General features: G+C 48.3%; 11 protein-coding genes. 10 read left to right on the top strand and 1 reads right to left on the bottom strand.

The genetic code is table 11. From position 1 onward, the window contains the following. Positions 1-24 precede the first annotated feature (24 nt). Positions 25-1,494 (top strand): amidohydrolase family protein, encoded by a 1,470-nt coding sequence (locus EL268_RS21830; protein WP_106654399.1) that lies wholly within the window; start codon positions 25-27, stop codon positions 1,492-1,494. 57 nt (positions 1,495-1,551) lie between these two features. Here the strand turns inward: EL268_RS21830 and EL268_RS21825 are convergent, their stop codons facing one another. Next, the gene (locus EL268_RS21825; RefSeq protein WP_106654392.1) at positions 1,552-2,334 is read right to left on the bottom strand and encodes an SDR family oxidoreductase; all 783 of its coding nucleotides are present in this window, start codon (positions 2,332-2,334) and stop codon (positions 1,552-1,554) included. A 232-nt stretch (positions 2,335-2,566) separates the two neighbouring features. Between EL268_RS21825 and EL268_RS21820 the strand changes: the two genes are divergently transcribed. The 9 genes from EL268_RS21820 (at position 2,567) to EL268_RS21765 (ending at position 15,718) form a co-directional block, all read left to right on the top strand. Further along, positions 2,567-3,640, top strand: a complete 1,074-nt coding sequence (locus EL268_RS21820; protein ID WP_106654393.1) for a branched-chain amino acid aminotransferase — start codon at positions 2,567-2,569, stop codon at positions 3,638-3,640. Positions 3,641-3,844: 204 nt separating this feature from the next. Further along, positions 3,845-4,546: a GntR family transcriptional regulator gene (locus tag EL268_RS21815; protein WP_106654394.1), complete on the top strand. Its 702-nt coding sequence runs from the start codon at positions 3,845-3,847 to the stop codon at positions 4,544-4,546. A gap of 40 nt (positions 4,547-4,586) precedes the next feature. Next, on the top strand, positions 4,587-5,216 hold the full coding sequence (locus EL268_RS21810) for a sterol desaturase family protein (RefSeq protein WP_106654395.1): 630 nt from the start codon (positions 4,587-4,589) through the stop codon (positions 5,214-5,216). A 520-nt stretch (positions 5,217-5,736) separates the two neighbouring features. Beyond that, entirely contained in the window at positions 5,737-7,341 is a 1,605-nt protein-coding gene (locus EL268_RS21800; protein WP_106654396.1) for a glutathione ABC transporter substrate-binding protein, read from the top strand. Between the two features lie 684 nt (positions 7,342-8,025). Then, entirely contained in the window at positions 8,026-9,612 is a 1,587-nt protein-coding gene (locus EL268_RS21790; protein ID WP_106657498.1) for a glutathione ABC transporter substrate-binding protein, read from the top strand. Between the two features lie 100 nt (positions 9,613-9,712). Next, positions 9,713-11,284, top strand: a complete 1,572-nt coding sequence (locus EL268_RS21785; protein ID WP_106657499.1) for a glutathione ABC transporter substrate-binding protein — start codon at positions 9,713-9,715, stop codon at positions 11,282-11,284. A 37-nt stretch (positions 11,285-11,321) separates the two neighbouring features. Then, positions 11,322-12,539, top strand: coding sequence for an amidohydrolase family protein (locus EL268_RS21780; protein WP_106657500.1), 1,218 nt, complete (start codon positions 11,322-11,324; stop codon positions 12,537-12,539). Between the two features lie 847 nt (positions 12,540-13,386). Beyond that, entirely contained in the window at positions 13,387-14,961 is a 1,575-nt protein-coding gene (locus tag EL268_RS21770; protein ID WP_106657501.1) for a glutathione ABC transporter substrate-binding protein, read from the top strand. A 127-nt stretch (positions 14,962-15,088) separates the two neighbouring features. Then, positions 15,089-15,718 (top strand): NUDIX hydrolase, encoded by a 630-nt coding sequence (locus EL268_RS21765; RefSeq protein WP_106657577.1) that lies wholly within the window; start codon positions 15,089-15,091, stop codon positions 15,716-15,718. Positions 15,719-15,854 lie beyond the last annotated feature (136 nt).

Here is a 15,854-nt window from a genome sequence, read left to right as displayed (position 1 = left end):
CGAGAACGAGTAGGGAGGATCATCATGAAAAAGAAAATAACCGCAAAATATGTCATCGGTTTTGACGGCGAAGATCATGTGATTATCAAGGATGGAGAAGTCGTTTACGAGAACGACACCATTGTGTATGTGGGGCATCATTTTGATGGCGAGGTAGATGAAGTGATCGATACTGGCAATGCAGTAGTCAGCCCGGGCTTCATTGACCTGAATGCGTTGGGAGACATTGATCACGACATCGTACATCTGGAGCAAGCTTCTGCGAGAAACAAAAATATGCTCTGGTCAGAAGATTACTACCGCAAAGGCTACCATGAGGTAATGACCCCGGAGGAAGAAGCGTTCAAATCCCTTTACGCCTACAGTCAACTGATTCTGAACGGGGTAACGACAGCGATGCCGATTACATCCGTCTTCTATAAGCGCTGGGCGGAAACGTATGAGGAGCTGGCAGCCGCAGCCGATCACGCAGGACGCTTGGGATTGCGTATGTACATGGGGCCGAGCTATCAATCCGGCATGCGCGTCGTGAAGGCAAATGGAGAGATCGAAGTACTGTGGAACGAAGCGGAAGGACAAGCAGGTCTGGAGCGGGCTGTACAATTTGTCAAAGATTTCGATGGGGCGCACAACGGACTTATTCGTGGAATGCTCGCGCCAGAGCGAATCGAGACACAGTCTGTAGAGAACTTGATCAACACAAAGCGCTACAGCGAGGAGCTCGGATGTCCGATCCGTCTGCATGCTGCACAAGGTCTTTATGAATATACGGAAATTCATCGTCGCCACAACAAATCACCGATTCAGTTCCTGAATGAGATCGGCTTCCTCGGAAAGAAAACGGCAATTCCGCACGCCCATTTCATTCCAGGCTTTAGTAAAGCAAATTTCGGAGAGGGAGACGATTTGGCGATCCTCCAAGAGACAGGCACGACCGTGATTCACTGCCCGCTCGTAGTCGGCCGCCACGGCGAGGCACTCGAATCGTTTGCCCGTTACAAGCGTCGTGGCGTCAACATCGCAATTGGAACCGATACGTTTCCGCCTGACTTCATCCAAAACATTCGCACAGCCAGCATGCTATCCCGTTTGGTGGAAGGCGATGTCACGGATTCCAGTTATGCTGATATTTACCGCGCAGCAACATTGGGCGGCGCACGTTTCCTTGGCAGAGATGATCTGGGACGATTGGCGCCGGGGGCAAAAGCAGATATCATTGCCATCGATCTGGACGGTTTCCACATGGGGGCGGTTGATGATCCAATCCGTACGATTATCACGTGTGGCTCAGGCCGTGATGTGAAGCTCTCCATCATTGCTGGACGCACCGTTATGAAAGACCGCCTCATGCCAGGAGTTGATCTGGAAGAGATCAAAGCGAAGGGACAGCGTTACTTTGACAAAATGCGTCTGGGCTACGTCGAGCGCGACTATCAGCAGTTGGGCGAAAAAGAGCTGTTTAAGCCTTCTTTCCCAATCGTGAGCAAACCATAGCCTGAACAAAAAAGAAGAAGCACAATCTGCTAGAAACGGCGGATTGTGCTTTTTCACTTACCGGATGAACCCGCCTTCGGAATGCATAATCTGTCCCGTAATCCACTCCGCTTCGTCACTCGCCAGAAATGCGACCAGACGCGCTGCATCCTCAGGCTGTCCGATCCGTCCGAATGGAAATTGCTGCAAAAGGTATTGCTTGATTTCGTCGTTCATCCACCCTGAATCGGTAGGACCTGGATTTACAGCGTTGACCGTAATCCCTCGCGTAGCTACTTCAGCAGCCAGTGTGGCTGTCAGGGCATCCACGGCTCCTTTTGTTGCCGCATACGCGATCTCACCGACCATCGGGCCTTTGGATTGACCAGAAGTCATGTTGATGATTCGGCCTCCGCGTTGTTGAGAGAAGCGACGAGCAAATTCCACGCTGAGCATGGTGGTTGCCCGCACATTGATGGCATAATGGGCGTCCAAACTAGCTATATCCAATGCCTCGTAGCCGTCATTTGTCGAGTAGCAAGCATTGTTGACGAGGATGCTTGGTATGCCCAATTGTGCTGCAGCTGCGTCGAGCACCTCCTTGTAGGCATCCGGTTGTGACAGGTCGATCTCGATTCCCGCACACCTGACTCCGTAGCGTCTGATCTCCTCCTGCAAAATTGCGGGTTCATCCTTTTGAATCCCATGTGCCATGGAGTGGTCATAGGCGGTCCAATACGTATGGAAAATATCGGCCCCGTGTGAGGCAAGCACTTTACAGATAGCAGCGCCAATCCCTTGAAGGCGGCTGGCACCTGTTACTATGGCAATTTTTCCGTGCAGACGAAGGCTTGTCGTCATCATTGTCCCTCCTCATTTTCGTCTACTATACCTTTTCGGCACGACGATCGCTTTCATCCTGCATGATCAAAAAATCATACATCGCGAAAATTTAACGAAGTTTTCGCTAAATGATAGGTATTTGCGCCCCTACGAGAAACTTAAGCTGGAAATCATGCAAAATTGTTGCTATTTTGTATATATAGGAAGTTTTCAAGAAATAGTGGATTTAATACTAAGGGAGATGTAGAAGATGGAGTGTCAGTTAACAATTACCCGGACAGAACAGAAAAAAGAGAAACCAGCTTCTGACAAGCTGGGGTTCGGTGTTCATTTTACCGATCATATGTTCACCATGGATTATACAGAAGGTAAAGGATGGCATGATCCACAAATCGTCCCTTACTCTCCGCTGATATTAGACCCGGCAGCAATGGTGTTCCACTACGGGCAAGCAGTTTTTGAAGGCTTGAAAGCTTATCGCAATCAAGAGGGCAAGGTTAGCTTGTTCCGTCCTGATCAAAATTTCAAGCGTATGAACCGTTCACTGGAGCGCATGAGTATGCCGTTGATCGACGAGGAATTCATGGTCGAGGCATTGAAGCAGCTGGTAGCGGTAGATAAAGAATGGATTCCAACAGAAAACGGACAGTCTCTCTACATTCGTCCCTTCGTAATCGCAACGGAGCCATGCTTTGGTGTGCGCGCTTCGCATACGTACAAATTGGTGATCGTGCTCTCTCCAGTTGGAGCGTACTATGCGGGTGGCATGAAGCCCGTGAAAATCTACGTAGAAAACAACTACGTTCGTGCGGTAAGAGGCGGAACAGGAAACGCAAAAGTGGCAGGTAACTACGCAGGCGGTCTGAAAGCACAAGTGGAAGCGAAGGAAAAAGGCTATGAGCAAGTGCTGTGGCTCGACGGCGTAGAGAACAAATATATTGAAGAAGTAGGCAGTATGAACGTGTTTTTTAAGGTAAAAGGGGAAGTGTGGACCCCATCATTGAACGGCAGCATCCTGGAGGGTATCACGAGAGATTCGACGATCCAATTGCTCAAACACTGGGGAATTCCAGTCGTAGAGAAGCGGATTTCCATGGAAGATCTGCATACCGCTTACGTCAACGGTGAGCTGGAAGAAGCATTCGGTACCGGAACAGCGGCGGTTATTTCCCCAGTCGGTGATCTGAACTGGAACGGGCATCAGATGATCATTAACGGTGAAAAAACAGGGGAATTGACAACGAAACTGTATGACGAGATGACAGGAATCCAGTACGGTGAGCGTGAAGACAAGTTTGGCTGGTCGGTAGAAGTAACAGAATAATCACGCCAGTAACACAAGAGGCATAGCCTTCTCTTTCGAAAGAGGGCTATGCCTTTTGTGATCATGTAGGAAAGTCCAATCCCTTCACGCACGAAAGCATTACGTTGCAGTATTTCACCTCTTGACAGGAGTTGTGTAAAATATTACCTTTTGTGGTAATACCACAAAAAATTGTTGTAGGACCAGCAGCGCAGGGAGGCGATCATGACATTGGAGAAAAAAGGGGGAAAGAAAGAACGGTCGTCGGATCAAATTGAGATGAAATTAATCAAGGCAATTTTGACCCGAGAGTATCCTGCAGGAAGTACGCTGCGGCCGGAACGGGAGCTGGCAGAGTACTACGGGGTAGGTCGGCCAACCGTTAGAGAAGCACTGCAACGCTTGGAAAGAGATGGCTGGATCACTGTGCGGAAAGGGCATCCGGCAATTGTCAATGATTATTGGCATCAAGGCAATATAATGACTCTTGTCCATATCATTCAAAACCACGACGATGTTACGGATGAGTTTATTTCGTACTTGCTGGAATTGCGGATATCGCTGGCGCCTGCTTACATTCGTAACGCAGTTGCTGCTCAACAGCCGAAGGTAGTCGCATTGCTTGCCAATCTCGATCAACTGAAACCTGATGCTGATTCTTATGCAGTGTTTGATTGGGAGCTGCAGAAAAATCTGACGAAGCTTTCCCCAAATCCTATCTATTTACTGATTGTAAACAGTTTTGATTCCTTTTACCTAAAAATGGCGCGAAGGTATTTTTCCATCCCGGAACACCGCGAGGCATCTTGGCACTATTACCATGAACTGTTGAACGTCGCTTTGCAGGGAGATTTCATCGAAGCAGAGCGTGTAGCCAGAAAGGCAATGGAAAAAAGTTTGGAGCTGTGGAGAAACCGAACCGTGTAGGAACAAGACAAGTGAAGGAACACAAGAGGAGGGCGTTCTGTTGAAGGCAAAGTTTCTGAAGGAATTTTTTACGTTTCCGGATATCCTCATCATGAGCATTCTATTCCTGATTGGCTTGTCTTTCACTATTTCTAAATGGTACGTGTTGGAAACCTGGTTGGCACTCGTGGCGGGGATGATTGGATATGCGGCAAGCGAATACTTGATTCATCGATTTCTCTTTCACCTCAAACCGCCTCGAAATCCATTTTTTCTCCATTTGTTAAAACGCTTACATTACGATCATCACGCCGATCCGAACAACTTGCACCTGTTGTTCTTGCCCGTGTGGTACAGCTTGCCGCTCATTGCAGGAACCGGAGGCATTTGCTATCTGCTTACTTCCGACGTGATTGTGACCAATGCCTTTGTTACAGGCGTGATAGGATTTCTGCTATTTTATGAATGGAAGCATTATATCGCCCATCGTCCAGTTCAACCCATATCTCCATGGGGGCGCTGGATGAAAAAGCTTCATCTATGGCATCACTTCAAAAATGAACATTATTGGTACGGTGTTACCAGCCCTGTTTTTGACGTCATGTTGGGAACTTACAAGAATGAACAGGATGTCGAGAAAAGTTCGACGGTGAGGGATCTGGAAAGACGGGACAAAGATGTTGAACTGTAATGGTCTTTCGACGCCCGTCACTTGTACTCGTATAAATGAGCATATTTCGACATCTTCGCACGGCCATCCCCTTTTTGAGGGATGGCTTTTTATCTTCTTTACGTTTTAAAAGGCCGATGAACCAGCAAAGCTGGTGAGAAGAAAAAGCACAGGGCTCGCAGACCTTGACAACGCCTGCCCAGTCGGAACTTAAAAAAGGGGACCACGCTTGTCGAACACTTCTCCCTTGAGAAACTTCCGCCCGTAGGGTGGCTTTGGCTCGACGGTCCCCTTTTTTAAGTGGAGACGGACAGTCAATCCCCCTTGCGGGCGTGTCAGAGACGAAGAGAACTGTGCTTTTTCTTCTTCTCCACTATGTAGGCACCTTCAATAGAGTTATTTTGAACATTCAAAAACGACATAGTAAAGAAAATGAAAAGAAAGGTAAAGATAATGAAAAGATTAAAAGTAAGAAAATTAGTAATATTTAGTCATGTCATATTCTTTTCATTCTATCATCCAGAATAAGGGGGCATTCACAGTGAAGAAGAAGCACATGCTAGGATCTATTCTCGCCCTGTCTGTCTTGGTTTCCACAGTCTTGGCAGGCTGTGGTGGCAGTCAGACATCCAGTGGGACGAATTCCGCGTCCAACTCCAATCAAGCTTCGACTAGCCCCGCGTCTTCATCGGCCGCAGCGGGTGGAGGCGGTACCTTGATTATTGCGCGCTTGTCCGATGCGAATAATCTGGACCCGCATTTCAGTACCCAGATTAATTCCATGGCAGTGACGCAGCACAAGCTCTATGAAGGTCTGGTCATGATGGATCGGAATAGTGAGTACAAACCTCTTTTGGCAAAGGAATGGAAACAAAAAGACGATGTCACCTGGGAGTTTACACTGCGTGAAGGCGTTACCTTCCACGATGGGGAGCCTTTTAATGCAGAAGCCGTGAAGAAGACGATCGACCGCATTTTGGACAAAGACAACCCAACTCCCAAGGCAAACATGTTTGGCATGATTAAAGAAGTGAAGGTCATTGACCCACAAAAGGTAGATATTATTTTACATTATCCGTTCGCAGGGCTGCTGTCCGTACTGGCGAGTGCCGAGGGTGGCATCATCAGCCCAAAGGCGATAGACCAATTTGGCAAAGAGTTGTCCAAAAAACCAGTAGGGACGGGGCCGTTCATCTTTGAATCATGGACGCCTGGACAAGAAATCGTCATGGTGAAAAACGAGAAGTATTGGGGCAACCAACCGAAGCTGGAAAAAGTCGTTTTCAAAACCATTCCCGAGGATGCGACGCGTGTAGCCATGGTGGAAACGGGGGAAGCTCATGTCGCTGAACAGCTTCCCGTCACTGAACTGGAAAGGGTACAGAATTCACAGAGCATGTCTTTAGGTCGGTTCGAATCATTCGCGGTTGACCACATCGGGATGAACGTCAAGCAGAAGCCTTTTGACGATGTTCGCGTCCGTCAGGCCATCGCCCATGCGATCGATAAGGAAGCGATTATTAAAGGGGTATATAACAATGTCGGAAAAGTAGCCATCTCGTCATTAGGACCAAAAGTCATCGGCTACAGCCCGAATATCAAAACGCCGGAATATGACCTGAACAAAGCGAAGCAATTGCTCACCGAAGCAGGCTACGCCAACGGATTCAAGGCAACCATCTATCTCAATGACAACAAAGCACGAATCAATGTGGCAGAAGTGCTGCAATCCCAGCTGAAGGGAATCGGCATCGACTTGCAGATTCAAGTGATGGAGTTCGGCGCGTATCTGGAATTGGCGGCAAAAGGTGAAGCGCAAATGTTCATTAGTGGCTGGGGTAATGCGACCGGGGATGCAGATTACAACCAGTACAACCTCTTCCACAGCACGTCAGCAGGTGTGCCAGGCAACCATTCCTTCTATAATAATCCGAAAGTCGATGCGTTGATTGAAGCGGGGCGTAAGGAGAAAGATCCAGAGAAGCGCAAGGAAATCTACGCAGAAGCGCAGCAAATCGAGATGGAGGAGGTGCCGTTGTTGCCATTCCGCAGCAGTGAAAACCTCGCAGCCATTGCAAAAAATGTACAGGGTGTGTACATCAGTCCATCCGGGTACATTGACGTGAGCCAAGTGACGATTCAATAGCAGGAGTATGAGACCTTCTCCAACAAATGGAGAGGGTCTTTTTTTAGTAGATAAGAATTAATAAAAAATCATATCGACATGGAAGACTTTTGCCCTTTGAGTACGAAGGCTTCACCAAAAATCTTGGCGCAGCCAGTATTGTAACTGCGGTGGGGAGAAGAATATTTCCAGTCTAGGCTCCAGGCTCCGTCCTACTGAAGCCTGCACTGTCCGCTCCGAAGGGATGGACTCCACAAGTCGCTACGTCTGGAAATATTCTTCTCTGACGTAACTTCTTACATTTTTCAAGCATTTAAGTCATTAAAAGATCGGGTAACACTAAAGGCTCGTAGAGAAAACAGGAGAAAGAAGTGAATCCCCCAGCGGGTGGGACAAGAAGCTGAGCGTTTTCTCCTGTTTCCTCCACATCACTACAGCAACATATACTCCAAGTCTATTTTTATTGCATGATTCGCACAAAAGTAGAAAAAGTGAAAAAAAGAGTAAAGAAAGTGAAAATACAAGTAAAGAGAGTGAAAAAACAATGACAGAATAGTGGGTAAAATGAAATGTGCGCGAATGGTCAAAATATTCAAGTGCATCTGGCGCAAAAAACGGTCACGACCGTTTTTTTGACCGCAAGCGGTCACATCAACATTTATGAAAAACGTTGAGACGTTTTTCACAAAACAGGGGGATCACTACATGAAAAAGACGCGCTTTTTCCAGACGCTGCTTGCCATGACCGTTGCGGTTTCTACAGCGTTGGCAGGCTGCTCGCAAGCACCTGAAGCAGGAGGGAGTACCAATTCTTCAGGGCAAACCAATGCTTCATCACCAGCTGGCAAAGAAGGCGGGACACTCGTCATCGCCCGCTTGTCTGATGCGAACAACCTTGACCCACATTTTTTAACACAAATCAATTCCGCTGCCATCATTCATCACAAGGTATACGAGGGTCTCGTTCGGATGGACAAAGAAAGCAAATATGTAGGCTCACTCGCTTCTGAATGGAAGCAGCTCGATGATGTGACATGGGAATTCAAGCTTCGCTCCGGTGTGACGTTCCACGATGGCACGCCATTCAATGCGGAAGCTGTAAAAAAGACGATTGCTCGTGTCCAAGACCCGGCAGTAGGCTCAAATCGCGCCAATTTATTTGAAGCCATCAAAGAAGTAAAGGTTGTGGATGATACAACGGTACAATTCATCCTCCACTATCCATACGCACCGCTCCTGTCCGTACTCGCCAGTGCAGAGGGTGGAATTTTGTCACCAAAAGCGATTGAACAGTATGGGAAAGACTTGACCAAGCATCCAAGCGGAACAGGCCCTTACAAATTCGAATCATGGACTCCTGGTCAAGAAGTCGTCCTGGTGAAAAACGATAGCTATTGGAGCGACAAACCGAATCTGGACAAAGTCGTCTTCAAGACCGTTCCAGAGGATACGACCAGACTCGCGATGGTCGAGACAGGAGAAGCTCATATAGCTGAGCAATTGCCAGTGACAGAAGTTGAGCGGGTGAAAAATTCTTCGAGTATGACACTTGGCCGTTACCCTGCTTTCGCTAGCGATCATATCGGGATTAACAACTCGAAGAAGCCATTCGATGATGTGCGCGTTCGTCAGGCGATTGCACATGCGATCGATAAGAAAACCATCATTCAAGGGGTCTACAACGATGTGGGGACGGTTGCTCATTCTTCCATTACCCCGTCCATGGTTGGCTACAGTCCGAATGTAAAAGACTTGCCCTACGATCTGGAAAAATCCAAAAAGCTGTTGGCGGAAGCTGGATACGTGAACGGCTTCAAAGCAACTATTTACTTAAATGATAACAAGGCAAGGATTAGCTTGGCAGAGGTGCTGCAGCAACAGCTGAAACAAATCAATATCGATCTGGAAGTGAAAGTGCTGGAGTTCGGTGCTTATATTGAAGCAGCCAACAAAGGCGAAACAGAATTGTTCCTCAGCGGTTGGGGCAACGCGACAGGCGATGCAGACTACAACCAATACAATCTGTTCCACACGAAGTCGCAAGGGGCAGCCGGCAACCACGCTTTCTACAGCAATCCGGAAGTGGACAAGCTGATCGAAGAGGGCCGCAAAGAGAAAGACGAAGAAAAACGGAAACAAATCTACGAAAAAGCACAGCAGATCGAAATGGACGAAGCGGCAATGGTACCGTACCGCTTCTCAGAAAACCTCGCAGCGATTCAAAAAGGTGTAGAAGGAGTTTGGATCAGCCCAGCAGGACACATCGAGATCGACGATGTAACATTGCCGTAATTTTCAGTAAAAAAGTGCTTCATGATCAGCATAGCTTCGCCCATTGGGAACGAGCTATGCTGATTGATTCTACAAAGAAGAATACAATGGGGGCGAGTCTATGAAAAAACAGAAAATGCTAGGTTCAATGCTGGCAGGTATCCTGAGCGTTGCCTTCGTGCTTACAGGCTGTTCATCGGGTACAGAGCAAGGTGCGTCAGGGACTCCGACTGCGAAGGAAGCCCCGGCAACAGATCAGACGCTGGTGATTGCCCGGCAGTCTGATGCAAACAATCTCGACCCGCACTTTATTTCAGCGATCAATGCAGCGAGTGTGGTCCATCACAAAGTGTACGAAGGTCTCGTCCAGCGAGATGATAACATGGCGTTCAAACCGATGCTAGCCACGGAATGGAAGCAGTTGGACGATGTCACCTGGGAGTTCAAGCTGCGTCAGGGAGTCAACTTCCACGATGGTACGCCGTTTAACGCCGAAGCGGTGAAAGCAACATTCGCACGCGTCCTCGATGAAAAGGTCGCCTCTCCACGTGCGTCTCAGTTCAAGATGCTTTCGGAAGTCAAGGTAGTGGATGATTACACCGTGCATTTCAAGCTAGCCTACCCGTATTCCCCATTGCTGTCGATCCTCGCCAATCACGAAGGCAGCATCATTAGTCCAAAAGCAATTGAGCAATACGGCAAGGACCTGAGCAAATATCCCGTCGGTACAGGGCCGTTCGTATTCGAGTCGTGGACACCTGGCCAAGAGATCGTACTCGTGAAAAATGACAATTACTGGGGAGAAAAGGTGAAATTCAAGAAGGCTGTCTTCAAAGTCGTACCAGAGGACACGACACGCGTAGCTATGGTAGAGACGGGAGAGGCGCATATCGCTGAACCATTGCCGGTGACAGAAATTGACCGCGTCAGTAATTCCCCTCATATGGGCTTGTACCGGACAGAGGGCTTAGGGACAGATTTTATCGGGTTCAATACCAAGAAAAAACCGTTTGACGACATCCGTGTTCGCCAGGCGATCAACTATGCGATTGAGACCGATGCGATCATCAAAGGTGTATACAACGATGTCGGAACGAAAGCGAACTCCGCAATGAGTCCGAAGGTTCTTGGATATAATGAGGCGTTGAAAGGATACGAATTTGATCCGAACAAGGCGAAGGCCCTGTTGAAAGAAGCAGGCTATCCGGACGGCTTCAAGACAACCTTGTGGACAGGCGATCGCAAGGAACGGATTAATGCTGCGGAAGTGATCCAGTCCCAGTTAAAGGGGATCGGCATTGAAGTAGAGGTAAAAGTGCTTGAGTATGGAGCCTATCTAGATGCAGAAGACAACGGTGAAACAGAGCTGTTCATCAGCGGCTGGGGCAATGCCACTGGCGACGCTGACTACAACCAGTACAATCTGTTCCACTCCAGCTCTTTGGGTAAAGGCGGAAACACAACGTTCTACGTGAATAAAGAAGTGGACAAGCTGATCGAAGAGGGGCGCCGCGAGCAGGATACGGAAAAACGCAAGCAAATCTATGCAAAGGCGCTGGAGATTGAAAAGCAAGAAGCACCAATCGTCCCAATCCGCAATCTTGAGCATGTCGCTGCAATCAGCAAAAACATCAAAGGCTTCTGGATCAGCCCTTCTGGGTACATGATGATCAACGGCATTACGATTGAATAACGCAAACATGTTAGAGAGAAAAGGATGGAGACGGAGTATGAAAGAAAGTTTGTGGATCAAAAATGCGAGTCTGGAATGTGGTTATACAGAGGCGAATGGCATCGTGACGGGAACAAAGACAAAGCGTTTTCACGTCTTGCTCATGGACGGCCGCGTGGAGAAAATCGTACCTGCTTCGCCGGATATACCTAAGGGGGTATCTGTGTGGGATGCACAAGGCCTACTGATGCTTCCTTCTTTCCGGGAAATGCACATTCATTTGGACAAAACATTTTATGGAGGTCCGTGGCAAGCTGTTCTTCCTGCTCCGAATCGTTTTTTTCGAATCGAACAAGAGCAGGAACTGCTGCCCCGCCAACTTCCCGTCGCTCGAGAGCGTGCAGAAAAGCTGCTGGAGTTAGTGCAATCACACGGTGCTACTCATGTGCGGACCCATTGCAACATTGACCCGGTCATTGGGCTGAAAAACCTGGAAGCCACATTGGAGGCATTGGCAACTTATCGTGAAAAACTTTCCTGGGAAATTGTCGCGTTTCCCCAACATGGCTTGCTGCGCAGTGATTCTGTTTCCCTCGTTCGTGAGGCGATGAAGCATGGAGCTGGCCTCGTCGGTGGTGTCGATCCTGCCACGTTTGACGATGAAATCGAGAAATCTCTTGATGCGATGATGGACATAGCGGTGGAAGCGAATGCGGATGTTGACCTGCACTTGCACGAGCCTGGACATTTGGGTGTTTATATTATGAAAAAACTGGCTGCTATGACGAAGGATGCGGGGTGGCAAGGCCGAGTCACTGTCAGCCATGCTTACGGGCTGGGAGAGGTACCGACTGCTGTCGTAGAAGAGGTCGCAGAGCTTTTTGCCGAGCAGCAAATCGCTGTCATGTCAGCGGTTCCCATTGATATGCCGACCATCCCGATTCCATTGCTTCATTCCAAGGGCGTCCATGTTGGATTGGGCAATGACAACATTACCGATCACTGGGACCCATTTGGAACCGGAGATATGCTGCAAAAAGCAAACCGTCTGGCTGAACGGTTCCGTTGGATCGATGAGCGATCTCTATCGCGAGCACTGGGATTCGTTACAGGTGGCGTGACCCCACTGGACCAAGCCGGGAATCAGGTTTGGCCGAAAGTCGGAGACGAGGCAAATGCGGTTTTCGTCCGTGCCAAATGCTCCGCCGAGGCTGTGGCTAGATTATCTCCGAAGGAAGCGGTGGTTTTCTCGGGCAAGATGGTTTGGCAGAAATAATAATCGAAGGATTGCAAGATTGTTCCGATCTTCCATGGCATTTTGGGAGATCGGATTTTTTATTGGGTTATAAAAGTGGCTGTAGTGGGGAAGAAGTGCATTTCCAGTCTACGCTTCGGCCTCCGCCCCGCTGGGGGTGAAGACTGTCCGCTGCGGAATAAATGGCGGGAGCGCTTCAAACGTAGACAGTTTCGAAGTAGTATCTCATAAATGAAGCTGAAATTCCCCGCCATTTATTCCTACGCTGCGATGGGCTCCAGAGGCGCTTGGACTGGAAATGCACTTCTTCCGGCGTAGCTTTTGTAAGTATTTTGAAAGCCGTCTCAAGATGAGAAAAGATTGCTTCGTGACCATACTGACTTTCATTTCAAATCTATTCATTGGAACACATCCGTGAAGTACAACAATGGAACACCTCTACAAATTTTCCATTATTGCCTTTCAAACAGATCAAAAAATAGACAAAAGTAACGCCAAAGAAGCGTGTTTCCAGTCATAGCGCCTCTGGAGCCCGACCGAGTGGAGGGATGACTGACGGGAGCGTTTTTAGCTTCAACGTGCGAATACTTCATCGAGGCTACCACTTTTGAAGCGGCTCCCGTCAGTCATTCCGGAACGGACAGTCTTTACCCCTTGCGGGGCGTAGGCCGAAGCGAAGACTGGAAACACGCTTCTACACCGGGGCTACGAATTCACGTATCTTTCCATCTGCGTGAAATTAAATAAAAGTAAAAATATTATAAATTGATGTAAAGATGCTGAAAGGTTCGGTTGAAAATCTACCGTATAATGCAAATAAGAAATACATTCAGAATTTTCGACAGTATTCTACAGGGGGTAGACACAAATGAAGAAAACGCGCATGGTCGGTTCCTTGTTGGCTCTGACATTGACAGTTAGTGTAGCGCTGACTGGATGTGGTGGTGCGAGCTCGGAGCAATCCGGTTCGACGAATACAACTGCTGCAGAAGCTCCAAAAGAAGGGGGAACCCTGATTGTAGCCCGCAAGGCAGACGCCAACAATCTGGACCCGCATTTCATCTCCAATATTCCTTCGGCAAACTATGTGTATGGAAAAGTGTATGAGAGCTTGGTTTCTCGCGATAAAAACGGCGAGTACAAGCCTACACTCGCTACTGAATGGAAACAGCTCGACGATCTGACATGGGAGTTTAAGCTCCGTGAGGGCGTTACGTTCCACGATGGTACACCCTTTACAGCAGACGCTGTGAAAAAGACGTTCGAACGTGTACTCGATCCAAAGGTTGCATCATCACGTGCATCCAACTTCTCCATGATCAAAGAAATCAAGATCGTGGATGACAAGACTGTCCATTTCGTGCTGGAGTATCCTTTTGCACCGCTCCTTTCCATCTTGGCTAGCTCAGAAGGTAGTATCATCAGCCCGAAAGCAATCGCCGAGCATTCCGATACATTGGCGAAGCAGCCTGTGGGAACTGGACCTTTCAAATTCACATCGTGGGCACCGGGGCAAGATATGAAGCTCGCAAAAAATGATACCTATTGGGGTGAAAAGCCAAAAGTAGATGAAGTATTGTACAAGGTCGTTCCAGAAGATACAACTCGTGTAGCGATGATCGAAGCAGGCGAGGCACACATCGGCGATCAGCTTCCAGTGACGGAAGTAGAGCGTGCACAGGCATCTCCTGGCATGAACATGGTGCGTGCAGAAGGCTTGGGTGTGGATTACATCGGCTTTAACGTGCAGAAGAAGCCATTTGATGATGTACGCGTACGTCAAGCAGTTGCGCATGCTATTGAAAAACAAGCCATTGTACAAGGGGTATACAACAATGTGGGAACACAGGCTGTTTCCTCGATGTCGCCAAAAGTAATCGGCTACAACCCGAATCTCCAGGATTACTCGTATGACGTCAATGCAGCAAAAGCACTGCTCGCAGAAGCAGGTTACCCGAACGGCTTCAAGACGTCCATCGTGACAGATGACCGTAAAGAACGCATGAACGTAGCAGAGGTCATCCAGTCCCAGTTGAAAGGCATCGGCATTGATTTGGAGATCAAAGTAATGGAATACGGTGCGTATCTGGAGCACACAGACAATGGTGAGCATGCGATGTTCATCGGGGGCTGGGGCAATGCAACAGGGGATGGCGACTACAACCAGTACAACGTCTTCCACAGCACTTCGAAAGGCAGCGCAGGTAACATGGCGTTCTACAACAATCCAGAGGTAGACAAGCTGATTGAAGAAGGACGTCGCGAAAAAGATGCGCAAAAACGCAATGAAATTTACGCAAAGCTGCAAGAAATCGAGCTGAAAGAAGTACCGATCCTGCCAATCCGCACGATTGATCATGTGGCGGTTACATCCAAGAATGTAAATGGCTTCTGGCTGAGCCCAGTTGGATACTTGATGCTGGATGAAGTATCGATCAACTAACGTTGTTAGAAGGGATGGCGTTTGTCGCTGTCCCTTCTTTCGTCAATAGAGAGGAATTCACGCTCTGGACCGGGAATGTAACTTGGGGAAAAGAAATGCTCAAGAGACAAGTCATGGGGTGGAAAACATGCAGGAAGAGCAGCTAGACATATTTGACGAAGCAGGACAGCACATCGGGGTAGAATCGCGTAGCGAAGTACACCGCTTGGGGCTGTGGCATCGAACCTTTCACTGCTGGATTTATCGCGTAGTAGATGACCAGATCGAATTGTTGTTTCAAAAAAGGCATCCACAAAAGGATACTTGTCCGAACTTGCTCGACATTACCTCTGCTGGTCATCTTCTCGCTTCGGAACAGCCATGTGACGGCGTGCGGGAATTGGAGGAGGAGCTGGGCTTGTCCGTGGGTTTTGAGGAATTGGACGAGCTTGCCGTGATTCGTGATGTAATGGTTGCCCCCTCCATCATTGATAAGGAAATGTGCCATACCTTTTTGTATGAATGCGATCAGCCCTTACGCGAGTACCGTGTACAGGAAGAAGAAGTCACGGGGCTGTTTTGGGTCGGGCTGCAAGAGTTAGAGCGGTTGTTTGCAGGCGAGATCGGGCAGATGACGGTGAATGGATTTTTGCTAACGGAAAATGGTGAACAAAAAGATACAGCGATGATCGCGGTTAAAGCTGACTTTGTACCACATGAAGTGCATTATTACCAGCAGGTTTTTGCAGCAGTGAAACTACGCGCAGCCAATCGATAACCCTGATCGGAACAGAAATGCCTCGCTTGTCATCGACAAGACGAGGTTTTTCGTTGGTAGAGAAAGATTGCGAAAACATGTTCTCTAATGTGATATACTAGACAATGCTTTTTCACTGCTCGCGATCATGCGTAGA

It is taken from the genome of Brevibacillus brevis (assembly GCF_900637055.1).
Lineage (GTDB): Bacteria > Bacillota > Bacilli > Brevibacillales > Brevibacillaceae > Brevibacillus > Brevibacillus brevis.
Note: the sequence above shows the minus strand (reverse complement) of the source record. Positions and strands in the feature narration are given on the sequence as shown.